This window comes from Allosalinactinospora lopnorensis (assembly GCF_000981225.1).
In the GTDB taxonomy this organism is placed as follows: Bacteria; Actinomycetota; Actinomycetes; order Streptosporangiales; family Streptosporangiaceae; genus Allosalinactinospora; species Allosalinactinospora lopnorensis.
The window spans coordinates 25233-49551 of the sequence record NZ_LAJC01000035.1 but is presented as its reverse complement, the minus strand read 5'-3'; the positions used below and the strand labels follow the sequence as shown (position 1 = coordinate 49551).

Sequence of the window (24319 nt, the reverse complement as noted above, 5' to 3'; positions counted from 1 at the left end):
TTGACCATGAGCTTGCCGGAACCTCGCGACCCCTCCGGGCCGTACCGCATCAGCTTGGTGTGCCTGGGCAACATCTGCCGCTCGCCGATAGCGGCGAAGGTCCTCTCAGCCGATCTCGACCACGCGGGACTCGCCGACGCGGTCGAGGTGGACAGTTCCGGAACGGGGAACTGGCACATCGGTCAGGGCATGGACCCGCGCGCGGCCGCGATACTGCGCGTGCACGGCTACCCCACCGACCATGTCGCGCGGTGTTTCGACCCCGCCCGGTTCGCCAAGTGCGACCTGATTCTGGCGATGGACACCGACAACCTCGACGACCTGCGCAAGCTCGCCGGGGGCCGCGCCGATGCCGGTGAGCGTCTCCGGCTCTTCCGGTCGTTCGCGCCGGGGACCGGCTCCAACCCGGAGGTGCCCGACCCCTACTACGGCGGGGACGACGGCTTCACCACGGTACTGAACATGGTCCAGGCCGCCTCCAAAGGGCTCACGGAGGAGCTGGTGGCGCGGCTCGGTTCGGACTAGGAGGCGCAGGTGGACACTCTTGACGCCCGCGTCGCCGGGCTGACCGGCCGCGAGGTCGCCCGCGTGGTCTCCCTCGGCGGCAGCCACGCCTGGAAGCAGTACCGCGCCGAACTCGCCGATGGTGTTCCGCTTTTCGTCAAGGCGCTTCCGGAGACGGCTGCGGGAGACGAGTTCACCGGCATGTTCCAGCAGGAGGCGCTGGGCCTGGACTGGCTGGGCCGCTCCCTCGGGGCCCTGGTGCCCGACGTCATCGCCTGGGACTCCCACACGCTCGTCCTGTCCTGGGTGGAGGAGCGCCCGCCCACACCGCAGGCGGCCGAGAGCTTCGGGCACCGGCTCGCGGCCATGCACCTGGCCGGGGCGGATTTCTTCGGGGCGGAGCGGGACGGGTTCATCGGCCCGCTGCCGCTGGACAATACGCCGGCCACCGACTGGTCCCGCTTCTACGCCGAGCAGCGCCTCGCCCCCTACCTGCGGCGCGCGGTCGACCGCGGCGCGCTCACGCCCGTCGATGCGCGCACCGTCGAGAAGGTCATCGACGCCGTTGAGGACCTGGCGGGCGCCCCGGAGCCGCCGGCGCGGATCCACGGCGACCTGTGGAGCGGCAACGTGCTCTGGCAGGCCGACGGCGCGGTCCTCGTGGACCCCGCCGCGCACGGCGGGCACCGGGAGACCGACCTCGCCATGCTCGCACTGTTCGGGCTCCCGCACCTGGACCGGGCCCGCGACGCCTACAACGAGGCGGCCCCGCTCGCCGCGGGGTGGCGCGAGCGGGTCGCCCTGCACCAGCTCCACCCGCTGCTCGTGCACGTGTGCCTGTTCGGCGCCGCCTACCGCACCACGACGATGGAGGCGGCCCGGACCGCGCTGCGGGTTTAGCGCTCCGGTCCGGAACCGGCCAACCCCGGACGGATCCCCCTGGTGTGGATTTGTCGCGGATCCTCTAGAGTCAGGGCCGTGACGTGGCCGGGGAATTACCAGGGCGGCGGGTGGGAGCACCCGCAGTACGGGCAGTACGGGCAGCAGCCCCCATCGCGACCGCCGGGCGTGAGCCCGGTCATGCTGACGACACTAGTGCTGGTCTTCATCGCGGTGGTGATCACCGCTATCGGTGTCGTGGTGAACGTGTTGCGCGACAGCGGCGGTCAGGCCGCTCCCAGCCCCGAGCCGACCGCCGAACCGGCCTCCGAGGAGGAGTCCGCCGAGGAGCGGCCCTCCCCGGAGGAGGAAGAGCTGCTGAACCCCGGCTGGCAGCGCGCGAGCGTCCCCAAGTGGGGGTTCGTCTACGAGGTTCCCGGAGCCGACGAGGACTGGATCTTCGAAGGGGCGGAGACCCTGTACGGCGTGAACCCGGACGATGAGGGCATCCCCGAACTCGCGATGAGCGGCATCTCCAGCTATGGGGTCTCGCCCTGCGACCCCTCCAACTCGCTGGCCGTCGCCGGGGCGCAGGGGATCAGCGAGACCGACGACACCGAGGAGATGGCCGAGGGCGTCGCGAGGAAATGGGCGGAGCTGGGCTACGAGACGGAGAGCAGCGTCCCCGAGGTCTCGCTGCGCTCCGTCGAGGAGTTCAGCGCCAACGGGCTGGAGGGCCACTACGGCATCGTCGAGGCCACCCCCCAGGGCTCCGAGGACGAGTGCTTCTCGGAGGGCGGTGTGGTGCACACGGTGGTGGTGCCCTACCGGGACGAGGAGGACCAGGTGCGCGCCTTCTCGGTCATCGCCGACACCGGCTACGACGACTCGCTCGGCGAGGACACGATCGAGACGATCCTCAACAGCCTCCGCGACTCCCAGGAGACGGGCGGCTAAGGACCGCCGGTGCGGTGACCGGGAGCGTCTCTGGCTCGGAGGCGACACCGCGCCTCCCCCAGAGGACCTCGCTCCCTTGGCGAACCGTTCAAGCCGGGGCATGCCGCGGTCGGCCCGCGGTGCGGCTGCGCGCGCGGCACTACACCGGATACGCGGTAGGGACGACGACGGCGATGCCCGACCGGCATAGGCTCGAAGCGATGATCCGTCAGCGGCGTTGGACAGTGCGGTCGCCGGCCGGCCGAAGGCTCGCCGTGGACGTGTTCCCGGGGCTGCTGGTCGGTGTCCTCTCCTTGCTGGCCGCCCATTGGCGGCACGCCTCCGGCCCGCCCCAAGCTGAAGGCGCTCACCGAGCGGGAGCGCGAGGTCCTCGCACTGGTCGGTGAGGAGGTGTCGAACACCGAGATCGCCGACCGCCCCGTGATCAGCCCCGCGACCGCCCGCACCCGCGTCAGCAGGGCGATGGTGAAACTGGGGGCCGGGGACCGCGCCCGGCTCGTGGTGGCCGCCCGCCGGGCCGGGCTGGTGTTACGGCCGCGCGTCAGCCTTTCATGCTTCCCGCGAGCAGGCCGCGGACGAAGTAGCGCTGCAGCGAGAAGAACACGATCAGCGGCACGATCATCGAGACGAACGCGCCGGCGGTGAGGCGCTGCCACTCGTCGCCCCGGGTACCGGCCATTTCGGCGAGCCGCACGGTGAGCGGAGCGACCTCGACGTTTCCCCCGGCGAAGATCAGCGCCACGAGCAGGTCGTTCCACACCCACAGGAACTGGAAGATGGCCAGCGACACCAGCGCGGGCACGATCAGCGGCAGCACGACCCGGCGGAAGATCACCCCGTGGCCGGCGCCGTCGGCGCGGGCGGCCTCGACAAGGCTGTGCGGCAACTGGGCGACGAAGTTGTGCATGAGGAAGATCCCCAGCGGGAGGCCGAAGACCGTGTGCGCCAGCCACACCGTCGTGAACTGGAAGGCTCCTTGCAGGTCCCAAGGGGGCATGACCTCGACGCCGCCGATGGCGACCCCCTCGGAGAACAGCCGCAGCAGCGGCACCAGCGACATCTGCAGCGGGACGATCTGCAGAGCGAAGATACCGACGAAGAGCCAGTCGCGCCCCGGGAAGCGCGTCCACGCCAGCGCGTATGCGGCCAGCGCCGCCAGGGTGACCACGAAGACCATGGTCGGCACGGCGATGACGAAGGAGTTCACGAAGTAGCTCGCCAACTGCCCCGAACTGGGCCGGCCGAACAGCACCTCGTCGTAGTTGCGCAGGGTCATCGTGGGATCGGTGAAGAACGACCACCAGCCCGTCGTCTTGATCTGCTCTTCGGGACGCAGCGAGGAGACGAGCAGCCCGGCCGTGGGAACGGTCCAGACCACGGCGATGACGATCGCGGCGGCGCTGGCGGTCCGTCCGGAGAGGCGCCGCCGGACGCGGGCGACCGGCGAGGTCATCGGGGCGTGGGTCACTGTGCCTCCCGGGTGCGTCGGATCTTTCGGACCTGGACCAGGACGAGCGGGACGACCAGCACGAAGAGGAAGACCGCCAACGCGGAGCCCCGGCCGATCTCGCCGTAGCGGAACGCCTGGTTGTACATCTCGTTGGCGATGACGGAGGTGGTGAACTGGCCGCCGGTCATGGTGCGGACGATGTCGAACACCTTCAGGGTCTGCACCGAGATCGTGATCAGCACGACCGTCACGGTCGGCCAGATCATCGGGAGGGTGACCCGCCAGAACTGCTGCCAGCCGTTCGCCCCGTCGATCCGGGCGGCCTCGATGATCTCGTCGGGCACCGCCTTGATGGCGGCCGACTGCACCACCATCGCGAACCCGGCCTGGATCCATATCAGCACGACGATGAGCAGCAGCGTGTTCAGCGGCTGGTCGAGCAGCCACTGCTGCGGCCGCCCGCCGAGCCAGACGACGATCTGGTTGAGGAGTCCGATCTGGTCGGTCTCGGCCGGCCGGTACTCGTAGACGAACTTCCAGATGATCGAGGCGCCGACGAACGAGATCGCCATGGGCATGAACAGCAGCGACTTGGCGACGGCCTCGTAGCGCGACCGGTCGACGAGCACCGCGTAGACCAGCCCGATCGTGGTGGCCAGCGCGGGGGTGAACAGCACCCACAGCAGGGTGTTGCGCAGCACGAGCAGGATCTCGGGCTGGGTGAACATCCAGGTGTAGTTGCTCGGGCCCACCCATTCGGCGCCGGCGCGGTCCCGGAAGGACAGCACCGTGGTCCGCACGACCGGGTAGATCAGCCCGACCAGGAGGAGCAGGCCGGCGGGACTCAGGAAGCAGGCGGCCTGCCACCAGTCCCGCCGGCTCTTCGGCCCGTGGTCCACGAGTACCAGCAGCAGGCCGATGACGGCCAGGAACGCGGCGGTGCCGATGCCCAGCCAGAGCAGTTTGGGCAGTTCGGAGTGGATGTCGAAGCCCATGCGTTCCCTTTCGCCGGAGGGCGACCCGGGCGCGTCGGCACCCGGGGCGGCCGTTGCAGCGCGGTGCGGCCGAGCGGGATCACTCCCTCGGCCAGGACTCCTCGACGAAGTCGAGGACGTCCCCGGTGTCGCCGTCGTTGATCCAGTTGGTCATCCCGCGCCAGAAGGTGCCGGACCCCACCGCCGCCGGCATGTAGTCGCTGCCGTCCCAGCGGAACACGGTGTCGGGGTCGCGCAGCAGTTCGGCGGCGAACCGGTCGTTGGGGTTGTGCAGCCGGGCCAGGTCGAGGTCCTTGTGGGCGGAGAACCACGCGCCGGCCTCGGCCCGCCGGTTCGCGTAGTCCACGGTCGCGAGGTACTCCTGCACCGCGACGACCTCGGGCCGGTCGTCGAAGGCCGCCACCCATTCGCCGCCGCCCAGGACCGGGGTGCCGATCTCCTCGTCGATGACCGGGAAGTTGAACGCGAACACGTCGCCGTCCTCGGCGATCTCGACGCCGTCGGGCCACTGGGCCGCGTAGAAGGAGCCCATCAGGTACATCCCGCACTCCTCGTCGAGGATGGGCAGGCCGGCGTCCTGGCTGGAGGTCGTGGCGATGCTCCCGACGCCGCCGAACGGCCCGTTGACGTAGTCGGGGTTGCGCAGGACCTCGTCCACCCGGTCCAGGGCCCCGGCCACCCGCGGGTCGTTGAACGGGATGTCGTGATCGACCCACTGGTCGTAGACCTCGGGGCCGTGCTCGCTGAGCATCACGTTCTCCAGCCAGTCCGTGACGGGCCATCCGGTGGCCTCCCCGGACTCGATGCCGGCGCACCACGGCTTGACGCCGTCGCCGGCGATCCGGTCGCTGAGCTCGATCAGCTCGTCCCAGGTCTCCGGGGTCTCGTACCCGTTGTCCGCGAAGAAACGGGGGGAGTACCAGACGAAGGACTTGATGTTGGCACCCAGGGGAGTGCCGTACAGATCGCCTCCGTGGGAGGCGTAGGAGAGCCAGTCCGCGTCCCAGCCCTCCTCGGCGCGTTCGCTCACCCGGTCCGGCAGCGGCAGGGCGTCGCCGGAGCGCACGAAGCGGTTCAGCAGGCCGGGTTGCGGGAAGAAGGCGATGTCCGGGGCGTTCCCGCCGTCGACCTTCACCTGGACCTGCGCCTCGAATTCCCCGCTGCCTCATAGGCGATGTCGATCCCGGTGCAGTCGGTGAAGTCCTGCCAGGCCTGCCGCATCCGCTCGCCCTCTTCGTCGCGGATCGAGGCGTAGATCTCGACGGTGCCGCCGTCCACGTCCTGCCATTCCCGGAAGGGCTCGCAATCGGCGGAATCGGGATCGGCGCCACCGCCGCCGCCTCCCTCAAGGTAGGCGCAGCCGGTGGCGATGAGGACCAGAGACAGCGAGACCGCCGCGACGGTGCCGCGCCGGCGCGCTCGGGGCATGGGCATATCTGCACCTCCTGCGGACACCCGGTACCGGTATGGACCGGAAATACCGATGGAAATGCCTTTGTGGCCGTGTGTCCACGATTTCGACGCATCCTCTCTGTAACGGTTGTGTCTCATTCAGTAATTATGAAGGCAATGGGTGATAGTGCGCACTCGTCCCGGTTCGGGCGTGTCGGAAAGGCCCCCGGTGCTGCGGGGCCGCCGGGGCGGGGTGGGCCGGTCTTCCACCGCGTCGATTCGCGCGGGCCGGCCGTCTCAAGGCGAGGCGGTGAACCGTTCGGAGTTCACCGAGGCGGCCCGACCGCGTGGTCGCGGAACGTCTGGAAAGCGTGCCACCCGGAGGCCTCCTGCGCGGTGATCAGGTCGCCGGCGGAACAGTCCAGAACCTTGCAGTCCAGTGCCGCGGCCATGCGGAAGACGTGGGGGAGCACGTCGTCTCCCGAGCCGCGTATGTGGAGCATGACCGACTCCACGGGGTCGCTCGCCCCGATGCCGAGTTCCATCGACCAGCCGGGGCCGAGCAGCCCTCCCCGGGTCGGGTCCGACAGGTCCGCGCCGGGGACGGCACGGCGCAGGGTCGCGGTGACGTGCTGCCGGGAGCCGAGCGGCGGCGGTTCGTAGCCGTCCGGGACGTGCCGCACCGAGGTGACGTTGCCGGGCAGCCGAAGCAGAAGAACGTCCCAGCTCATCGGAATCCTTGTGGTAGGCGGGTGGCGGGTCGGTCCGGCCGGACGGGCGCGGCGCCGCCGTCGCGGGCCGCTGCCTGGAAGAACGGGAGCGGGGAGCCGTAGTGGCCGGTGACGTACTCCGGCGGTTCTCCGCGTTTCCGGACGATCACCGGATGGGCCTCCGCGGTGCGCGATCGGGTTCGAGGGGCGTCAGCCGTGCGTACTCCCCGACCATGCCCATAGGTGAACGGTAGAGGCGGGCACTGACAACGGGCCCGGGGAAGCGGCGGGGCGCCCAGGAGCCGTCCGGACGCCCGGCCCTCGACCGCGAGGCCGCCCGCGGAGTGGAGCGTCCGTCGGTGCGGGCGCGAGGAGAAGTATCGCTCACAGCGAACGCGGGGGAGGGAACAAAACCGGGCTCTTCTTTATTGAGTGATATTGACTCAAGAAGGAGGGTTCAATGACTGAAGCGCAGTCCAGCGCCACGTTGCCCGTTCTCCCTCTCGACGACGTCGTCCTCCCCGGCATGGTGGTGCCGGTGGACATCTCCGATGCCGAGGTCCGCGCCGCTGTCGAGGCCGCCCAGGCGAGCGACGACAGGACGGCGAAGGTGCCCGGCATCCGCTCGCCCGCGAAGGCGAACCGCCCGCGCGTGCTGATCGTGCCGCGCATCGACGGCTCCTATGCCGAGATAGGCACGGTCGCCGTTATCGAGCAGGTCGGCCGGACCCCCAACGGCGAACCGGCGGCGGTCGTGCGCGGTGTGGCCCGGGCGCGTGTCGGCAGCGCGACGACCGGCCCCGGTGCCGCGCTCTGGGTGCTGACCGATGTCCACGCCGAAGAGGCGCCTGATGACGGCTACCCCGGCAAGGTGCAGGAGGCGGCCCGCGAGTACAAGGCGCTGCTCACTAGCTACCTGCAGAAGCGCGGAGCCTGGCAGGTCCTCGACGGGCTGCAGCAGATCGACGACCCGGGGGCGCTGGCCGACCGCGGCGGGTACTCCCCGTTCCTGAAGACGGAGCAGAAGCTGGAGCTCCTGCGGACCTACGACGTCGCCGAGCGGTTGCGCCTGCTCGGCGAGTGGACCCGGGACTACCTGGCCGAGCTCGACGTCACCGAGACCATCGACAAGGACGTCCAGGAAGGCGTCGAGAAGCAGCAGCGGGAGTTCCTGCTCCGCCGCCAGATGGAGGCGATCCGCAAGGAGCTCAACGAGCTCGACGGCACGCCCGACAGCGAGGAGGCCGACTACCGCGAACGCGTGGAGGCCGCTGAGCTGCCGGAGCACGTCCGCAAGGCGGCGCTGGCCGAGGTCGACAAGCTGGAGCGGGCGGGCGACTCCTCGCCGGAGTCCGGCTGGATCCGCACCTGGCTCGACACCGTCCTGGACATGCCGTGGAACGAGCGCACCGAGGACGCCTACGACATCGCGGACGCCCGCGCGACCCTCGACGCCGACCACGCCGGGCTCGACGACGTCAAGGAGCGCATCGTCGAGTACCTCGCGGTGCGCAAGCGCCGGGAGGAGCGGGGGCTCGGTGTCGTCGGAGGGCGCCGCAGCGGCGCCGTTCTCGCCCTGGTGGGCCCGCCCGGCGTGGGCAAGAGCTCGCTTGGGGAGTCGGTGGCCCGCTCCATGGGCCGCTCCTTCGCCCGTGTCGCCCTGGGCGGGGTGCGCGACGAGGCGGAGATCCGCGGCCACCGGCGCACCTACGTCGGCGCACTGCCCGGCCGCATCGTCCGGGCCGTCAAGGAGTCCGGCTCGATGAACCCGGTCGTGCTGCTGGACGAGGTCGACAAGATCGGCAGCGACTTCCGCGGCGACCCCGCGGCGGCCCTGCTGGAGGTCCTGGACCCGGCGCAGAACCACACCTTCCGGGACCACTACCTGGAGGTCGACCTGGACCTCTCCGACGTGGTCTTCCTGGCCACCGCCAACGCGCTGGAGACCATCCCCGGTCCGCTGCTGGACCGCATGGAGCTGGTGCTGCTGGACGGCTACACCGAGGATGAGAAGGCCACCATCGCCCGCGACCACCTGCTCCCGCGCCAGCTGGAGCGGGCCGGTCTGGAGGCAGCCGAGGTGGAGTTCGGCGACGAGGCGCTGCGCATGATCGCCGGCGAGTACACGCGCGAGGCGGGCGTGCGCGACCTGGAGCGCCACATCGCCCGCGTGCTCCGCAAGCTCGCCGCCGGCGTCGCGCTGGGTGAGCGCGAGCTGCCGGTGCGGGTGGGAGCCGGCGACCTCCGCGGCTACATCGGCCGGCCCAGGCACACCCCGGAGTCGGCCGAGCGTACCGCGGTCCCGGGTGTGGCCACGGGGCTGGCGGTCACCGGGGCGGGAGGCGACGTGCTCTTCGTCGAGGCGTCCCTGGCCGACCCGGAGTCCGGCGCGAGCGGGCTGACCCTGACCGGCCAGCTCGGCGACGTGATGAAGGAGTCCGCCGAGATCGCGCTCTCCTACCTGCGTTCGCGCGGGGCGGAGCTGGAGCTCCCGGTGGGCGATCTGAAGGAACGCGGCGTGCACCTGCACGTCCCCGCGGGCGCCACGCCAAAGGACGGCCCGAGCGCCGGGATCACCATGACGACCGCGCTGGCGTCGCTGCTGTCGGGACGCCCCGCGCGCTCGGACGTCGCGATGACCGGCGAGGTCTCCCTGACGGGACGGGTGCTGCCGATCGGCGGGGTGAAGCAGAAGCTCCTCGCGGCGCACCGTGCGGGGATCGGAACGGCGCTCATCCCGGCCCGCAATGAACCCGACCTCGACGACGTCCCCGAGGACGTGCTCGACCGGCTCACCGTCCACACGGTCAGCGACGTCCGGGAGGTGCTGGAGCTGGCCCTGGAGCCGGCCGGCGCCGCCGAGGAGGTTCAGCCGCTGGCCGCGTGACCGCTGGACCACCGAGAAGAACAAGCCACCGAGGAGACGGGGCCGCCGGTTTGGGGGAGCCGGCGGCCCCGTTGTTCGTGCCCGAAGGCGGAGCCGCTCCGGCGGCCTTTCCCCGTTCGAGGTGGGTTTCGCCGGTTTTCCAGCATTGCAATGCAGATGGCAATACGCTTACGCTGTGTTCGAGGGGCTTCTGTGGACCGAGAGGTCGGAGGCGCACATCGCCCGCCACTGCGTCAGCCCGCACGAGATTGAGGATGTTCTGTACACACGCCCTCGTGTCATAGAGCGGGGTCGTGAGAACACGCGCTACATCTTCGATACCAGTGGGGCCGGGCGTCATCTGATGGTGGTCGTTGCTGACGCGTTGGACGGCCGGATCTATGTCGTCACGGCGCGAGACATGACGGCGGTGGAAAAGCGGAACTTTCGGCGAAAGGGGCGTTGAGATGGACGACAAGAAGTGGGACGAACTGGCCGAGTACGTCGATGAGCACGACTTCTCCGCCGAGGTTGAGAGCGGGGAATGGGATGACCGTGTCGTCGAGAACCCCATGGTCACCACCTCGCTCCGGCTGCCGCGCGATGTGCTGGAGCGGCTGCGGGAGATCGCCGCCGAACGCGGCATCAAGGTCACGGCGCTCATGCGGGACTGGCTGGAGCAGCGGCTGGCCACCGACGGTGCGGACGACGACGTACTGACGGTGGCCGACCTTCGGCGGCTCATCGCCACCAAGGCGCACTCCGCCGGGGAGTTCAAGGCCGGCGCCTGAATACAGTTGGGCGCATGAGCTCTGCGCACGAAGGTGAACGGGAACTGCACGTCGCCCTCCTCGGGTACGGCAAGGGCGGCGAGGTCTTCCACGCCCCACTCATCGACGCCACCCCCGGGCTGCGGCTGTCCGCGGTCGTCACAGGCAACTCCGAGCGGGCGGCGGCCGTCCGGGAACGGTACCCGGAGGCCGAGGTCATCGCCTCGTCCGGCGAGCTGTGGCAGCGCACCGGCGAGTTCGAGATCGCCGTGATCACCACCCCCAACGACACGCACGAACCACTCGCCCGCGCGGCGCTCAAGGCCGGATTCGCGGTCGTCGTGGACAAGCCGTTCGCGCTGTCCGCCGCGCGGGCCCGCGATCTCGCCGAGGAGGCCGAACGGCTCGACCAGGTCCTCACCGTGTTCCACAACCGCCGCTGGGACTCGGACTTCCTCACCCTCTGGAAGCTCGTCGACGAGGGGACGCTGGGCCGGGTGCACCGCTTCGAGTCCCGGTTCGAGCGGTGGCGCCCCGAGGCCAAGGACAACTGGCGCGAGCAGGGAAGCAGGGACGACGGAGCGGGGATCCTCTACGACCTCGGACCGCACCTCATCGACCAGGCGGTCACGCTGTTCGGCCCGGTTTCCGCGGTGTACGCCGAACTCGACGCCCGCCGTGAGGGGGTCACCGCCGACGACGACACCTTCCTCGCCCTCACCCACGCCTCCGGTGCGCGTTCGCACCTGTGGATGAGCGCCCTCGCGGCCCGGCTCGGACCGCGATTCCGGGCCCTCGGCAACCGGGCCGCGTTCACCATTGACGGGCTCGACGGCCAGGAGGAGCGGCTCGGCCTCGGCGGGCACCCCGGCGCACCCGACTGGGGCGTGGAGCCGGAGGCGGCATGGGGACGGGTCGGCGCGGGCGAGGACGTCCGCACCGTTCCCAGCGAACGCGGCGCCTACCCGGCCTTCTACGCCGGGGTTCGGGACGCCGTCGCGGAAGGCGAACCTCTTCCCGTCGAGCTCCACGAGGTGGTCCACGGGCTCGAGGTCATCGAGGCCGCCCTGCGCAGTGCCCGGACCGGGCAGGTCGCCGGAGTCGAGCCGGGCTGACCCGCACGGCCCCGCCTCCGGGATCCACCCGGCGTGACCCGTCCCACATTGCGGTGGTGTCGCGGTCACTCGCTAACGTCGGATGAGTGGATCACAGTCTGACCGGAGGGTGCGGCGAGCACCGGCACAGCCTGGGTAGCTGGGGATACCGGCGTGTCATGGTCGCCATGACCGCCGCCGGAATCGCGACGTTCGCCCAGCTCTACGCGGTTCAGGCGGTGCTTCCCGGGCTGGCCGAGAGTTTCGACGCCTCGGCCGCCTCCGCGGCGCTCAGCGTCTCGTTCGCGACCGGCGGGCTGGCCGCGTTCACCCTGGTCTGGAGCGGTGCGGCGGACCGCTTCGGCCGGGTGCGGGTGATGACGGCCGCCCTGACCGTCTCCACCGTCCTGGGGCTGGCCGCCCCGTTCGCCCCCGAGATGTGGGTACTGCTGGTGCTGCGCGCCCTTCAGGGCGCGACGCTCGGCGGCGTACCGGCCGTCGCGATGGCCTATCTCGCCGAGGAGATCGAGCCTGGCTACCTCGCGCGGGTGGCCGGGGTCTACATCGCGGGCAACACCGTCGGAGGGATGAGCGGGCGGCTTGTCGCCGGGCTCGTGGCCGACATCGGCGGGTGGCGCTGGGGGGTCGGCGCGGACTCCCTGCTGGCGCTGGTGGCGCTGATCGTGTTCCTCGCCGCGGTCCCGCGGCCGCGCGGATTCGTCCCCAGACGGCGCCGCGAGGGAGGGCCCGGCCTGACCGGGCGCGTGATGCGCAGCTTCGCCGACCCGGGGCTGGTCGCGCTCTACTGCCAGGCCCTGTTCCTCATGGGCGCGTTCGTGACGATCTACAACTACCTGGGATTCCGGATGATGGGGGAGCCGTTCGGCCTCTCCCAGACAGTCGTGGCCTTCCTGTTCGCCGCCTACCTCGCGGGTACCGTGAGCTCGGCCGTTGTCGGCCGGGTGGTCGAGCGCGCGGGACGCCACCCGGTCCTGCTGGCGTGCGTGGCCGGAATGGTGGTGGGCGCCCTCGTGCTGCTCGCCGCGTCACTCGCGGCCGCGGCGCTCGGCCTGCTGTCGTTCACGTTCTTCTTCTTCGCCGCGCACGCCACCACCTCCGCGTGGGTCGGCCACCGGGCCACCGCCACCCGCGCGCAGGCCGCGGCGCTGTACACCCTGGCGTACTACGTCGGCTCCAGCGTCTTCGGCTGGCTCGGCGGTGTGGTCTACGACCACCTCGGCTGGAACGGGGTGGTGGGCTACGTGATCGCCCTGTGCGCCGCGGCGGCGCTGGCCGGGCTGGGACTGCGCGTGCGGGGCCCGCACGGGAGCACCGTGGGGGAGCGCGAACCCGCGACCTCCGTGTGACCGGGGCGGGAAGGGCCTATGTTGGGGGGAGGCGCGTGGTGCCCCCGCACTCCCGGCTCGGGGCGGTACGGCGCCCCACCCCTTCGGAACCCGGAACAGGAGTCGCGCCGTGGCCCAGGTCCTCGTGGTCGCCGACGACCTCACCGGCGCCAACGCCACCGGTGCCCGTTTCGCGCGCACAGGGATGCGGGTGGCGACCGTGACCCCCGAACACGTGGCGGTGGTGGCCGACGACTACGACGTCGTCGTGGCCAACCTGGACAGCAGGAGCCTTCCCCCGCAGCACGCGGCCGACCTCGTCACCGATGTGGTCGAGGCCGTGTGGCCGGTGAGCCTGGTGGTCAAGCGCGTCGACAGCACCCTGCGCGGCAACATCGGCGCGGAGGTGGAGGCCGCCCTCCGGGCGGTGCGCGATCGGGCGCCGGCGCACACGCGCGCCCGCGCCCTGTTCGTCCCGGCGTTCCCCGCCTCCGGCCGGGTCACCGTCGACGGAGTGCAGCTGCTCGACGGGGTTCCACTGGAGCGGACCGAGCTCGCCTTCGATCCGACCTGGCCGATGAGCACCGGCCTGGTCGCCGACCTCCTGGCCGAGCAGACCGACCTCTCGGTGCGCCACGTGCCGATCCGGCAGGTCACCCAGACCATGCTCGCCGCCGACCTGATGACCGGAGACGAAGCGGTGGTGCTCTGCGACGCCCTCGACGAACGGCACCTCGAGGACATCGCCGAGGCCGCGGCCGAGCGCAGCGCAGGGACGGCACGGTGTGGGTGTCCGTGGATCCCGGGCCCGCCGGCGCGTTCCTGGCCGCGGCGCTGCGGCTGTGCGGGGAGGGCGGTGCGCGGGGCCCGATGCTGGCCGTCTCGGGCAGCCACACCGGCCTGACCCGGCGCCAGCTCGACGCCCTCGCCCGTACCGGCCCGGCCAGGTTCGTCGACATCGACACCCTCCGGTTCACCGGTGCCGACGACGGCCACGTGGAGGAGGTCGCGCGCGAGCTGACCGCTCACCTTGCCACGGCGGTCTTCCCGGACGTGGTCATCCTGCGCACGGTGACCCCGGCCGCGGACCTGGAGAAGCTGCCCCTCGATGCCCGCCGCGGGCTGCCGGCGCGTCTCGCGGAGCTGGTCGCGGAGGTCATCGGCGACATCGAGACGTCAGCGGGGGCGCACGCCCTGCCGAGCGGGCTCTACCTCACCGGGGGCGACGTCACCTCCACCCTCCTGGACGAACTCGATGTGCACGCATTCGACGTCGCCGGCGAGGTGATCCCGATGGCCGTCTACGGTTCGCTGAGCGGCGGCCCGCTGGACGGGACCCCGGTCGTCACCAAGGGAGGCCTGGTCGGCGACGAGATGACCGCCCTGGAATGCCTCGGCAAACTGCGCCGCACCGTCCAGGCGCGGCTGCATCAGGTGCACTCCGAGGTCTCAGAACACGTCGTTCCGGCCACCTCCCCGCGCCCCACCTGGGCGAGAGGCGGCTCACAGGCCTGAATCACGGCGCGGACGAGTGTGTCGTCTAGACTCTCGGGCAATTTAGCCGGATACCGGTTCCCGACCGAGGAGGACGATGACACGACTCGACCACCAGACCATCCGGCGGCTGCCCAAGGTGCTGCTGCACGACCATCTCGACGGCGGCGCCCGCCCGGGCACCCTGCTGGAACTCGCGGCGGAGTCCGGCTACACCGGGCTGCCCGCCACCGATCCGGACCGCCTGCAGGAGTGGTTCGCCGACACCGGCACCGGCTCCCAGGAAGCCCGGCTGTCCCGGTTCGACCCCGTCGTCGACCTGATGCAGAGCGCCCCGGCCCTGACCCGGGTGGCCGCGGAGTGCGTGCAGGACCTGGCGGCCGACGGCGTCGTCTACGCCGAGGTCAAGGTGGCGCCGGAACTGCACACCCGCGGTGGGCTGCGGCGAGAGCAGGTCGTCGACGCGGTGCTCGAAGGCGTGCGGGTGGGGACGGCCCGGGCGCGGCTGTTCGGCCGGACCGCCGACGTCCGCCTGCTGCTGACCGCCATGCGCCAGGCCGCGGACTCCCTGGAGATCGCCGATCTCGCGGTCCGCTACCGCAACGCCGGCGTGGTCGGCTTCGACATCGCCGGCCCCGAGGCCGGGTACCCGCCCACGCGCCACATCTCGGCCTGCGAGTACGTCAAGCGCGAGAACTTCAACCTCACCCTGCACGCCGGCGAGGGGTTCGGGCTGTCCTCGATCTGGGAGGCCATCCAGTGGTGCGGGGCCGACCGGCTCGGCCAGGCCGTGCGGCTCGCCGACGACATCGCCGTCGCCGACGACGGGTCGGCCAAGCTGGGGCAGCTCGCCGCTTACGTGCGCGACAAGCGGGTCCCGCTGGAGCTGTGCCCCACGTCGAGCGTGGGCACCGGTGCGGTGCGCGACCTCGCCGAGCACCCGGTGGACCTGATGCGGCGGCTCCGGTTCCGCGTCACCGTCAACACCGATTGCCGGCTGCTCGACCGGACCTCGATGAGCCGGGAGTTCGCCCTGCTCGCCCACGAGTTCGGCTACGGCCTGGACACCCTGGGCTGGTTCACCGTCAACGCGATGAAGTCGGCGTTCATCGACCACGACGAACGGCTGGCGCTGATCAACGAGACGATCAAGCCCGGCTACGCCGCCGAGCGGAGCCGGCACGCGAGCGCGGCGTTCTTCCGCCAGGAGGACGCCTGGTGACCGCCTGCGGCCGCCCTGTGGACGGCCGCGACACGTCCTGACCGGCCGCGCCTACCGTCGAAGGTCCCTATCGATCGACGGGAGGCGGCCATGCACTTCGCCGTTCACATCCGGGTGGAGATTCCCGAGGACTCCGCGGACCTCGGAGGGCTGAGTTCGCGCGGCGCGGCCCAACTGATCCTGGCGGAACTCGACGCGGTCCTGCGGATCCACGGACCGGACGGCGAGGTCGTCCTGGTGCACGAGGTCCGCTGCCTGGCCCATGAACGGGGCCTCGCCATCGACGCCGCCGCCGAGGCGCCGTCGGCGCGGGCCGCCGAGACCGGCCTCGCGCTCACCATGCAGCGTCTCCTGGCAGAGCGCCCGGAGTTCGCCGGGTGGTCGGTGGCCGGCTGCCGCACCCGGGCCGGAAGCGAGACGGGGCACGGCGGCCCCGGTGGGCAGAGCCCGCCCCGCACGGCGGCCCGTTCCCGAGATCGGGTGCGACCCCGAGCAGGCCCGCCGCTACGCGCTGGCGCACGCCCCGCGGCTGCGCGCCTTCGACCCGCGGATGTTCGGACTGGCCGAGGACGTCCACGCCGGCCCGGAGCCCACCGCCGAACTGCTGGCCGGTTCGCTCTTCGCGGGCGTCCACCAGGTCTTCGACGGCCTCTACCGCGATCTCGACGCCCTGCAGCGGATCCGCGGCACGGTCGCCAACCTGTACGAACCATCGGTCCTGGACGAGCTTCCGGCCGCGCTCGCCGACCGCTACGACACCGCCTTCGTACGCCGTTTCCTGCTGGTGGCCGGCACCGGCGCGCACCGCCTGGTCGAACCGTACTGGCAGCCTCCGTCCTGCTTCGCCGAGGCCCTCGCGGTGCGCATGGTGTTCCGGCGCGCGCACGGCTACCTCACCGACCACGGGCTGCTGGCCGGATCCGACGGCTACTTCGAGGAGTTGACCGCCAACGCCTTCGACCCGGAGCACCTGCTTCCGCTCCAGCTGCTCGACGCCGGGACCGACCCGTTCAGCGGCGTCCCCTGCCCGCGCGGGCCCTCCGCCTGGTTCACGGCCGTGGACGACCTCTGCTCGGTGCACCCCTACGCCGCCGATGCCCCCGAGCCGTGACGGAAGCGGCGCGGCCCGTCTCACTCCTCGGGGGCCACTCGCGGGAGTGCGAACGGCGGCCGCCCGGAGCCCGAGACGGTGTGCCCGCCCCATACGTTCGGTCCGGCCAGGACGCCGCTGCCCTCGTGGCCCCCGGGTGTGCGCAGCAGGACCGCTGTCCGGCCTTCCTCGAAGGCCCGGGCCACGGCGGAATCGGGGGAGAGCCGGCCCACCCACCGGTACTCCCCGGTGAGCGGGTCGAAGTGCCCGGCCATGTGGCCCTCGACGGTGGTCCGCACCCCGCCGGCGACGACGGTCAGCGGCCCGCGGTACCCCTCCTCCTCTCCGGTCCCGCTCATCGCCCGGCCCTCGACGGGAAGCGCCGGATGGGCCCCTCTTTGCGGAGGTGGTAGTTGTGCGGGTCGAACCGGCGGGTCTGCAGCGCGAACTCCCAGCTGAAACCGGGCCACAGTGTCACGTTGCGGCCCTGGGAGTTCAGGTACCAGCTGTCGCAGCCGCCCGTCACCCACACCGTGCCGCGCATCTTGCGCCGCACCTGTTCGACGTAGGCCGCCTGCGCCTCGGGCCGGGGGTCCAGGCGGTCGATGCGGTTGCGGCACGCGTGGCGCAGCGCGGCCATCGTGTAGTTGATCTGCGATTCGATGAAGAACACGTGCGAGGTGTGGCCCGGACCGGTGTTCGGCCCGGCCAGGATGAACAGGTTGGGGTAGCCGGCCACGGTGGTGCCGCGCAGCGCCTGCGGATCGTCGCCCCACCGCCGGGTGAGGGAGACCCCGCCGGCGTCGTGGATCCGGTCCGCTATGGGCAGGTCGCTGACGTGGAACCCGGTGCCGAAGATGAGGGTGTCGACCTCCCGCTCGGTGCCGTCGCGGGTGACGACGGACTTCTCCCGGACCTCGGCGATCCCGTCGGTGACCACCGAGACGTTGGGCCGCTCCAGGCAGGGGTAGTAGTCGTTGGACAGCAGGATGCGCTTGCAGCCGGCGCGGTAGTCGGGGGTCAGCCTGGCCCGCAGCCGCGGGTCGCGCACCTGGCGCCTCATGTGCGCCCGCGAGATCGCCTCCACGCCTTTCAGCAGGTTCGGGTTCTTCACGAATCCGAAGATGTAGCTCTCCCGGCCCCAGTAGATGCTCCTCCGGGCGATCGACTGGGTGAACGGCAGGGTGCGGTAGAGCCACCGCTCGGCGCGGGTGATGTCCCGATCGTGCCGGGGGATGATCCACGGCGGGGTGCGCTGGAACAGGTGCAGCCGGCCCACCTCGGGTTGGATCTGCGGCACGAACTGGATCGCCGAGGCCCCGGTACCGATCACCGCCACGTCGCGCCCGGTCAGGTCGTGCTCGTGGTCCCAGCGCGCCGAGTGGAAGACGGTGCCCCCGAACGCGTCGAGCCCGGGCAGGGCGGGCAGCGACGGCTCGCAGAGCGCCCCGGCCCCGCTCACCAGGAACTGTGCGGTGATGGTGCCGCCGGAGGTCCGGATCGACCAGCGGTTGCCGCCGTCGTCCCAGCGGCACGAGCGCACCTCGCAGCCGAACCTGATGTGGCGGCGGATCCCCTCATCCTCGGCGACCCCGCGCAGGTACTCCCAGATCTCCCGCTGCCCGGAGAAACTGCGGCTCCATCCGGGATTGGGCGCGAAGGACAGCGAGTACAGGTGCGAGGGGACGTCGCACGCGGCGCCCGGGTAGGTGTTGTCGCGCCACGTCCCGCCGACATCCTCGGCGCGCTCCAGCAGCACAAGGTCGGACAACCCCGCCCGCTTGAGCCGGGCCGCCATGCCGAGCCCGGCGAAACCGGTGCCGATGATGGCGATCCGGTAGTGCCGCGGTGTCGTCTCGTGTTCGGTCACGTTGCCGGCTTCCTTTCCGAAGGCGGGTGCGGGCGGCCCGAAGGCCGGGTTCGGAGGCGGTCGTTCAGCGGCCCAGCAGGCCGGCCGCGCGCCAGAGGAACCGGCCGGGGCCGGCGATCATGCCGGCCCTGTCCATGGTCGCGACCACCTTGCGGGCGGCCCAGGTCTTGGTGTCGATGTGGTGCGGGTTGCGGCGGGCCGCCTTGCGCGCCCGCCGGGGATCCAGCCCCACCTTCGCGTAGACCCGGGGGTTGATCAGCCGGGTCGCGGAGTAGTACACGACGATCCCGAGAGCGAGCCGGCTGTAGGCCCGCACCAGCGGACCGCGGGTCCGCCAGTCGCGGGCCAGTTCCTCGCGGGCGTAGCGCATGTGCCGGGCCTCCTCGACGACATGGATCCGGGAGACCGCGCGTACGAGGGGCTCCAGCGACTCGTCGACCATGGCCTCGCGCTGCAGTTGGTCCAGGATCTCCTCGACGAAGAGCGCCCCGCTGAACGTCAGCGGCCCGTTCGAGACGGCCTTGAACAGCTTTCCCTGGAGGTGGGCGAGCCTGTCGAGCGCGTAGAAGGGAGCGCCCAGCTTCTCGATCATCTTGGCGAACATGATCGAGTGCCGGCACTCGTCGGCGATCTCGGTGTAGGCGTACTTCACGTGGTCGGTGGTGGGGTCCCGGTCGTAGGCGTGCCGCACCAGCATCTGCATCAGGATGGTCTCGAACCAGATGCCGATGGAGGCGATACTGGCGACCTCCTGCCGGCTCAGCTCCGTTCGCTGCTCCTCGGTGAGCCGGTCCCACAGCTCGGTGCCGTAGAGCGAGATCCGTTCGGGCCTGATCGCGTACCTGTCCTTCTCGACGGGGGCGTCCCAGTCGATCTCGACCAACGGGTCGAAGGACGCCTTCGCCGATGAGGCCAGCAGCCGGTGGGCCGTGTCCTCGCGGTCCGCGGTTCTCGTCTGCCTCGGGACGTTCATGGGGTCGCCTCCTTGGCGGTGCGGCGAGGGCAGGGGTTCGGGGTCAGGTGGCGGGGGGCGCTGAGGGGCCTGCGGCGCTGTGGCGTTCGCGCAGTCCGCGCGCGATCTCGGCGTCGCTGAAGTGGCCGGAGCGCATGAGGAGGGCGAGCCGGGCCGTGACGATCCGGTCGACGGCCCCGGGAAAATGCCGGGTGAAGCGCAGGGCGCTCTGGCCGAGCCCGGTCGAGGCGACATCGCGGGGCGGCCGGGGCGCGGCAGCGGAGCGGAGTACCGTCAGCACGGTGTCGCGCACCCGTTCGGCGGGGACCGTACCGTCCATCCCCACACCGGCGGCCCGCGAGTGGTCGTGGATCGGGGTGTCGACGTAGCCGGGGTAAACCGTGGTGACACCGATGTGCGTGCCGTACTCCACGCGGAGCGTGTCGGCGTAGGCGGTGAGCGCGCGCTTGGAGACCGTGTAGGCGCCGGCGAACGGGACGGGCAGTCCGGAGAGCAGCGACGCGACGAGGACGACCCGGCCGCGCTCGCGGGCGAGGGCGGGCATCGCGGCGGCGGTGACCCTCCAGGCGCCGAGGAGGTTGACCTCAAGGGCGGCGTGCACGTCGGCGTCGGGGGCGGCACCGACGTCGACCGCGGGCCCGATACCGGCGTAGTGGATGAGCCTGTCGACCCGGCCGCCGAGCCGCTCGACGGCCTCGGGGACGACCTCCCGCACCTGGGCGTCGTCGGTGATGTCGCAGGCGAGGACCCCCTCGGCGGGCTTGCGGTCGACCCCGACGGCCTCGGCGCCCAGGTGCCGCAGCAGCGTGAGGGTGGTGCTGCCGAACGCCCCCGATGCGCCGGTGACGATCGCGGTGCGTCCGGACAGGCCGTCAAGGGTGCGTACGGTCATGTGTGGTCTCCTCCACTACTGTGGTCTGAACTTTAACAATGCTCATTGTTACAATTCAATAGGGCGTTTTCTTCCGCGCGGAGAGCCGGAGGAGCCAAGGAGCGGGCGACCGGCGGCGAGATCGCGTACACGACTGGCGGCTCTGATGTCCGTAGGGTGGGGGCATGGCCGAATACCGGATCGACGAGCTCGCGCGGCTTGCCGAAACCACCGTTCGCAACGTGCGGGTTTACCAGGACCGCGGGCTGCTCTCCCCACCGCGCCGCGAAGGGAGGGTCGGCATCTACACGGAGGCCCACCTGGCGCGCCTGCGGTTGATCGGGCAACTGCTCAAGCGCGGCTACACCTTCGCCAACATCCGCGAACTCGTCTCGGTCTGGGAACGAGGCGGCGGTCTCACCGAGATCCTCGGTCTGGAGTCGGCGGTGGGGGATCCCTGGACCGATGAGCTCCCCGGGTACGTCACCATGGACGAACTGCGGGAGATATACGGAGAGCAGGTGACCCCCGTCACCACGGCCCGCGCGCTCAGGGCCGGCCTGGTGGAGCGCGAGGGGGCCCGGTTCCGGGTGCCCAGCCCGCGCCTGCTGCACGCCGGGGCCGAGCTGGTGCGGGCCGGGATCCCGCTGACCACGGTCCTCGACATCGCCGAGCAGTTGCAGAAGCGGGTGGACACCGCCGCCCGCGAGCTCGTCGGCACGGTCGCCGACCACATCCTGGCCACACACGCACCCGACGGAATGATCAAAGGCGATGAGATCGCCGAGGTCGCCGAGCTGACACGGCGGCTGCGCCCCCTCGCCCAGGTGGCCGTGGACGCCATGCTGGCCCGGTCGATGTCCCGCCACCTGCACGAGGCGGTGGGCAAGCACTTCGCCGAGGTCCTGGAGCACCTGCGGCAGGACGGCCGGGAGGACCGGGACAGTGAGGAGCCGGGCACCGACAAGGAGCAGCAGCCCGCCTGAGCCGCTCGGCCCGCCGGCGGCGACCGGCGGGAGAGCACCCCGGTCCGCGGGGCCGGCCCCGCGGCGGAAGGTCAGAGGCCCCCACCATCGGGCGCGGCGACGCGGCACAACTCCGCCAGGTGCTCGGTCACCACCTCGGGTGCCTCCAGGGTCAGCATGTGACCGTGCTGCGGCAGGATCCGCAGGAGGGCTCCCGGCAGCGCACGGGAGAGCGTCCGTGCGTGCCGGGGCGGGACCATCCGGTCCCGGCCGCCGGCGATGATGGTCACCGGGACGTCCCGCAGCGCGCCGAGCCGCTCGGTCATGTCGAGGCGCATCAGCGGCTCGCAGAGGCCGGTGATGGTCTCCGTCGGCGTTCCGCGGATCAGCTCGGCGCACTCGCGCACGCGCGTCGGATCGGCGTCCGGCCCGAAGACGGTACGCCTGACGGCGGCCCGGGTGATCCCCAGGTGCGGCGGCACCAGCCCGCGGACCCGGTCCACGCCGTTGGGGAGGCACGACAGCAGCCGCATCGCCGCTCGCCCGCCGCGCGCCGCGACCCGCGCCCGCAGCGGGATGCCGGGGCGGTCCGGGGCGAGGTCACCGGCGGAGGCCGCCACGAGGAGCGTGCCCGCGACCCGCTCCTCGAACAGCCGCGGACGGGCGCCGGCCAGCGCCATGACGGCCATGCCTCCCAGGGAGTGCCCGCCCAGCACCACGGGTCCCGTGGGGGCGTGCGTGTCCAGAACCCGCGCCAGATCCTCGCCGAGCAGGTCGATCCCGAGCGGCCGCGTGCCCCGGGTGGAACCGCCGTGGCCTCGCTGGTCGAAGCGGACGGTCCGGACCACGCGGTCCGAATCCGAGGTGAGCCGGGAGACCTGAGGGCGCCAGATGTCCGAGGGGAGCGCCCAGCCGTGCGCGAGCACGACGGTCAGCGGCGCGTTCTCCGGGCCTCGGGTGTGCACGCGCAGTTCGGCGCCGTCACGGGTGCGGACGGTCGCGATCCTGTCTGTGGCGTGGTGCAGCGGGGTCATGGGGGAAGGGTCCTCATCCGGGCTCGGTGGTACGGGAAGGGGCGGCGCGTCCACGGGCGGGCCTGCCGAAGCGCAGCTCGGCGAAAGCCCCCGCGGGCACAGCGGGACGGTGCGGGAAGACCGGCTCGATGCGCCGGTAGTCGGCGCCGGGAGCCGGCCGGGGATCCCGCTCACCCTTGTTCGGCCAGAACGACATGGCCCTCTCGGCCTGCGCGGTGATGGTCAGCGAGGGGTTGACTCCGAGGTTCGCGGTGACCGCGGCCCCGTCGACGACATGCACCCCGGGGTGTCCGAACAGCCGATGGTAGGGGTCCACCACACCATTCTCGGCGCTCGTGCCGATCGGGCAGCCCCCGAGGAAGTGCGCGGTCAACGGGATGTTGAGCACCTCGCCCACGGTGCTTCCCGGGAAACCGCCGATCTCGTCGGCCAGCCGGCTCATGACCTCCTCGCCCTGCGGGATGTAGGTGGGGTTGGGCCGGCCGTGCCCTTGGCGCGAGGTCAGCTTCCGCCCGCCGAACAGGGCGCGTCTGGTGTAGGTGGTCAGTGAGTTGTCCAGCGACTGCATGACCAGCCCGATGATGGTGCGCTCCGAGAAGCGGCGCACCGACAGGCTGCGCGCGAAGACGTAGGGGTGCCGCGCCGCCAGCCCCAGGAACCGCAACCAGCGGGGGAGGCGCCCGCCGCCGGGGACCTGGATGGTGGCCAGCAGCCCCATCGAGTTGGACCCCTTGCCGTAGCGGACTGGCTCCACGTGGGTGTGTGGGTCGGGGTGCATGGACGAGGTGATCGCCACGCCCTGGGAGAAGTCCTCCGGAGGGGGGACGCCGCGGGTCATCGCCCCGGCGAGTGACTCGGAGTTGGTGCGGGTGAGCGTTCCGAGACGCTCGGAGACGCGGGGGAGCAGCCCCTGATCGCGCATGGAGTGCAGCAGGCGCTGCGTGCCGTAGGCCCCGGCCGCCACCACTACCTCGCGCGCGGTGAACGTCCGGGCGCTCCTCTGCCGCCTCCGGGCGCCCGTGGCGAGCGTGTCCACCGCGTATCCGCCGCCCTCGCCGTCCGGGCGCGGGCGCAGCCGTGCCACGGTCGTCATCGGGTGGATGCGGGCGCCGTTCCGCTCGGCGAAGTACAGGTAGTTCTCGGTGAGGGTGTTCTTGGCGCCGTGCCGGCAGCCGGTCATGCACTCGCCGCACTCGGTGCAGGCGCGCCGGCTCGGCCCGGCCCCGCCGAAGTAGGGGTCGCCGGCCCGCTTGCCGGGAGCGCCGCGGCACTCCCCTGCGCCGTCGTTCCCGTCGCCGAAGAAGACGCCGACCGGAGCGAGCCGGAAGGTGCCGCCCACCCCCATGTCCTCGGCGACCTTCTTGAGGTGGTCGTCGGAGGGGGTCATGGTCGGGTTCGTGCGAACGCCCAGCATCCGCCGCGCCTGGTCGTAGTACGCGGCCAGTTCGGAGCGCCAGTCCGTTATGTCGCGCCACTGCGGATCGTCGAAGAAGTCCTCCAGAGGCTCGTAGAGGGTGTTGGCGTAGTTCAGGGAGCCGCCGCCGACTCCCGCACCGGCCAGGATCATGACGTCGCGCAGCAGGTGGATGCGCTGGATGCCGTACATGCCCATGGCGGGAGCCAGAGGAAGTTCTTCAGGTCCCATGAGTTCTTCGGCAGCGTGTCCGGGGTGTAACGGCGGCCGGCTTCGAGGATCCCGACCCGGTAGCCCTTCTCGGTGAGCCGGAGGGCGCTCACCGAGCCGCCGAAGCCGGACCCGACGACGATGACGTCGTAGTCGAAGACGCCGTTCGTGTCGGCTTCCCCGGCTCCGCGGCCGCCGGAGTCGGAGAGCTCC

18 protein-coding genes and 4 pseudogenes are annotated in these 24319 nt (G+C 71.5%); 12 read left to right on the top strand and 10 right to left on the bottom strand.

Features of this window, described 5'->3' with window-relative positions; all coding sequences use genetic code 11:
- Nucleotides 1–6: 6 nt before the first annotated feature.
- The 4 genes and pseudogenes from VS93_RS14320 to VS93_RS31690 all read left to right on the top strand — a co-directional run.
- On the top strand, nucleotides 7–525 hold the full coding sequence (locus VS93_RS14320; RefSeq protein WP_046470443.1) for a low molecular weight protein-tyrosine-phosphatase: 519 nt from the start codon (nucleotides 7–9) through the stop codon (nucleotides 523–525).
- A 9-nt stretch (nucleotides 526–534) separates the two neighbouring features.
- On the top strand, nucleotides 535–1404 hold the full coding sequence (locus VS93_RS14315) for a fructosamine kinase family protein (RefSeq protein ID WP_046470432.1): 870 nt from the start codon (nucleotides 535–537) through the stop codon (nucleotides 1402–1404).
- A 180-nt stretch (nucleotides 1405–1584) separates the two neighbouring features.
- Nucleotides 1585–2340 carry a hypothetical protein gene (locus VS93_RS14310; protein WP_046470431.1) on the top strand — a complete coding sequence of 252 codons (756 nt, stop codon included), beginning with the start codon at nucleotides 1585–1587 and terminating at the stop codon, nucleotides 2338–2340.
- Nucleotides 2341–2670: 330 nt separating this feature from the next.
- Nucleotides 2671–2868, top strand: a pseudogene (locus tag VS93_RS31690) (LuxR C-terminal-related transcriptional regulator); the annotation flags it as partial.
- A 13-nt stretch (nucleotides 2869–2881) separates the two neighbouring features.
- Here the strand turns inward: VS93_RS31690 and VS93_RS14305 are convergent.
- From VS93_RS14305 to VS93_RS14290, 4 genes and pseudogenes are all read right to left on the bottom strand, one after another.
- The gene (locus VS93_RS14305) at nucleotides 2882–3793 is read right to left on the bottom strand and encodes a carbohydrate ABC transporter permease (protein WP_046470442.1); all 912 of its coding nucleotides are present in this window, start codon (nucleotides 3791–3793) and stop codon (nucleotides 2882–2884) included.
- An 11-nt stretch (nucleotides 3794–3804) separates the two neighbouring features.
- A complete protein-coding gene (locus tag VS93_RS14300) occupies nucleotides 3805–4785 on the bottom strand; it encodes a carbohydrate ABC transporter permease (protein WP_046470430.1) in 981 nt (326 codons plus the stop codon).
- 79 nt (nucleotides 4786–4864) lie between these two features.
- Nucleotides 4865–6219 (bottom strand): annotated as a pseudogene (locus VS93_RS14295) (ABC transporter substrate-binding protein).
- 284 nt (nucleotides 6220–6503) lie between these two features.
- Nucleotides 6504–6908, bottom strand: coding sequence for a hypothetical protein (locus VS93_RS14290; RefSeq protein ID WP_046470429.1), 405 nt, complete (start codon nucleotides 6906–6908; stop codon nucleotides 6504–6506).
- 439 nt (nucleotides 6909–7347) lie between these two features.
- Between VS93_RS14290 and lon the strand changes: the two genes are divergently transcribed.
- From lon to VS93_RS14245, 7 genes and pseudogenes are all read left to right on the top strand, one after another.
- Entirely contained in the window at nucleotides 7348–9774 is a 2427-nt protein-coding gene (gene lon / locus VS93_RS14285) for an endopeptidase La (protein WP_046470428.1), read from the top strand.
- A gap of 446 nt (nucleotides 9775–10220) precedes the next feature.
- Complete coding sequence (locus VS93_RS14275) at nucleotides 10221–10544, top strand: CopG family antitoxin (protein ID WP_046470427.1); 324 nt, start codon at nucleotides 10221–10223, stop codon at nucleotides 10542–10544.
- Nucleotides 10545–10558: 14 nt separating this feature from the next.
- Nucleotides 10559–11638, top strand: coding sequence for a Gfo/Idh/MocA family oxidoreductase (locus tag VS93_RS14270; protein WP_046470426.1), 1080 nt, complete (start codon nucleotides 10559–10561; stop codon nucleotides 11636–11638).
- A gap of 86 nt (nucleotides 11639–11724) precedes the next feature.
- The gene (locus tag VS93_RS14265; protein ID WP_394298822.1) at nucleotides 11725–12984 is read left to right on the top strand and encodes an MFS transporter; all 1260 of its coding nucleotides are present in this window, start codon (nucleotides 11725–11727) and stop codon (nucleotides 12982–12984) included.
- A gap of 109 nt (nucleotides 12985–13093) precedes the next feature.
- Nucleotides 13094–14478, top strand: a pseudogene (locus tag VS93_RS14260) (four-carbon acid sugar kinase family protein).
- 76 nt (nucleotides 14479–14554) lie between these two features.
- The gene (locus VS93_RS14255) at nucleotides 14555–15679 is read left to right on the top strand and encodes an adenosine deaminase (protein WP_082126886.1); all 1125 of its coding nucleotides are present in this window, start codon (nucleotides 14555–14557) and stop codon (nucleotides 15677–15679) included.
- Nucleotides 15680–16115: 436 nt separating this feature from the next.
- On the top strand, nucleotides 16116–16790 hold the full coding sequence (locus VS93_RS14245; protein WP_046470423.1) for a hypothetical protein: 675 nt from the start codon (nucleotides 16116–16118) through the stop codon (nucleotides 16788–16790).
- A 20-nt stretch (nucleotides 16791–16810) separates the two neighbouring features.
- Here the strand turns inward: VS93_RS14245 and VS93_RS14240 are convergent, their stop codons facing one another.
- From VS93_RS14240 to VS93_RS14225, 4 genes are all read right to left on the bottom strand, one after another.
- Nucleotides 16811–17128 carry a DUF4873 domain-containing protein gene (locus VS93_RS14240; RefSeq protein WP_046470422.1) on the bottom strand — a complete coding sequence of 106 codons (318 nt, stop codon included), beginning with the start codon at nucleotides 17126–17128 and terminating at the stop codon, nucleotides 16811–16813.
- Complete coding sequence (locus VS93_RS14235) at nucleotides 17125–18639, bottom strand: flavin-containing monooxygenase (protein WP_046470421.1); 1515 nt, start codon at nucleotides 18637–18639, stop codon at nucleotides 17125–17127. The genes VS93_RS14240 and VS93_RS14235 overlap by 4 nt, the downstream gene beginning before the upstream one ends.
- A gap of 64 nt (nucleotides 18640–18703) precedes the next feature.
- Nucleotides 18704–19612, bottom strand: a complete 909-nt coding sequence (locus tag VS93_RS14230) for an AurF N-oxygenase family protein (RefSeq protein ID WP_046470420.1) — start codon at nucleotides 19610–19612, stop codon at nucleotides 18704–18706.
- 43 nt (nucleotides 19613–19655) lie between these two features.
- The gene (locus VS93_RS14225) at nucleotides 19656–20504 is read right to left on the bottom strand and encodes an SDR family NAD(P)-dependent oxidoreductase (protein WP_046470419.1); all 849 of its coding nucleotides are present in this window, start codon (nucleotides 20502–20504) and stop codon (nucleotides 19656–19658) included.
- A 164-nt stretch (nucleotides 20505–20668) separates the two neighbouring features.
- On the opposite strand from VS93_RS14225, the gene VS93_RS14220 reads away from it, so the two are divergent.
- The gene (locus VS93_RS14220; RefSeq protein WP_046470418.1) at nucleotides 20669–21469 is read left to right on the top strand and encodes a MerR family transcriptional regulator; all 801 of its coding nucleotides are present in this window, start codon (nucleotides 20669–20671) and stop codon (nucleotides 21467–21469) included.
- 71 nt (nucleotides 21470–21540) lie between these two features.
- Here VS93_RS14220 and VS93_RS14215 read toward each other — a convergent pair whose 3' ends face one another.
- Both VS93_RS14215 and VS93_RS14210 read right to left on the bottom strand, forming a co-directional pair.
- On the bottom strand, nucleotides 21541–22482 hold the full coding sequence (locus VS93_RS14215; protein WP_046470417.1) for an alpha/beta fold hydrolase: 942 nt from the start codon (nucleotides 22480–22482) through the stop codon (nucleotides 21541–21543).
- 13 nt (nucleotides 22483–22495) lie between these two features.
- Nucleotides 22496–24249 (bottom strand): annotated as a pseudogene (locus VS93_RS14210) (GMC oxidoreductase).
- Between the last annotated feature and the right edge of the window lie 70 nt (nucleotides 24250–24319).

Coding starts and splice junctions, on each gene's coding strand:
- VS93_RS14320 (WP_046470443.1), top strand. CDS start 7: ATGAGCTTGCCGGAACCTCGCGACCCCTCCGGGCCGTACCGCATCAGC.
- VS93_RS14310 (WP_046470431.1), top strand. CDS start 1,585: ATGCTGACGACACTAGTGCTGGTCTTCATCGCGGTGGTGATCACCGCT.
- VS93_RS14305 (WP_046470442.1), bottom strand. CDS start 3,793: ATGACCTCGCCGGTCGCCCGCGTCCGGCGGCGCCTCTCCGGACGGACC.
- VS93_RS14300 (WP_046470430.1), bottom strand. CDS start 4,785: ATGGGCTTCGACATCCACTCCGAACTGCCCAAACTGCTCTGGCTGGGC.
- VS93_RS14290 (WP_046470429.1), bottom strand. CDS start 6,908: ATGAGCTGGGACGTTCTTCTGCTTCGGCTGCCCGGCAACGTCACCTCG.
- lon (WP_046470428.1), top strand. CDS start 7,348: ATGACTGAAGCGCAGTCCAGCGCCACGTTGCCCGTTCTCCCTCTCGAC.
- VS93_RS14275 (WP_046470427.1), top strand. CDS start 10,221: ATGGACGACAAGAAGTGGGACGAACTGGCCGAGTACGTCGATGAGCAC.
- VS93_RS14270 (WP_046470426.1), top strand. CDS start 10,559: ATGAGCTCTGCGCACGAAGGTGAACGGGAACTGCACGTCGCCCTCCTC.
- VS93_RS14255 (WP_082126886.1), top strand. CDS start 14,555: ATGACACGACTCGACCACCAGACCATCCGGCGGCTGCCCAAGGTGCTG.
- VS93_RS14240 (WP_046470422.1), bottom strand. CDS start 17,128: ATGAGCGGGACCGGAGAGGAGGAGGGGTACCGCGGGCCGCTGACCGTC.
- VS93_RS14230 (WP_046470420.1), bottom strand. CDS start 19,612: ATGAACGTCCCGAGGCAGACGAGAACCGCGGACCGCGAGGACACGGCC.
- VS93_RS14225 (WP_046470419.1), bottom strand. CDS start 20,504: ATGACCGTACGCACCCTTGACGGCCTGTCCGGACGCACCGCGATCGTC.
- VS93_RS14220 (WP_046470418.1), top strand. CDS start 20,669: ATGGCCGAATACCGGATCGACGAGCTCGCGCGGCTTGCCGAAACCACC.
- VS93_RS14215 (WP_046470417.1), bottom strand. CDS start 22,482: ATGACCCCGCTGCACCACGCCACAGACAGGATCGCGACCGTCCGCACC.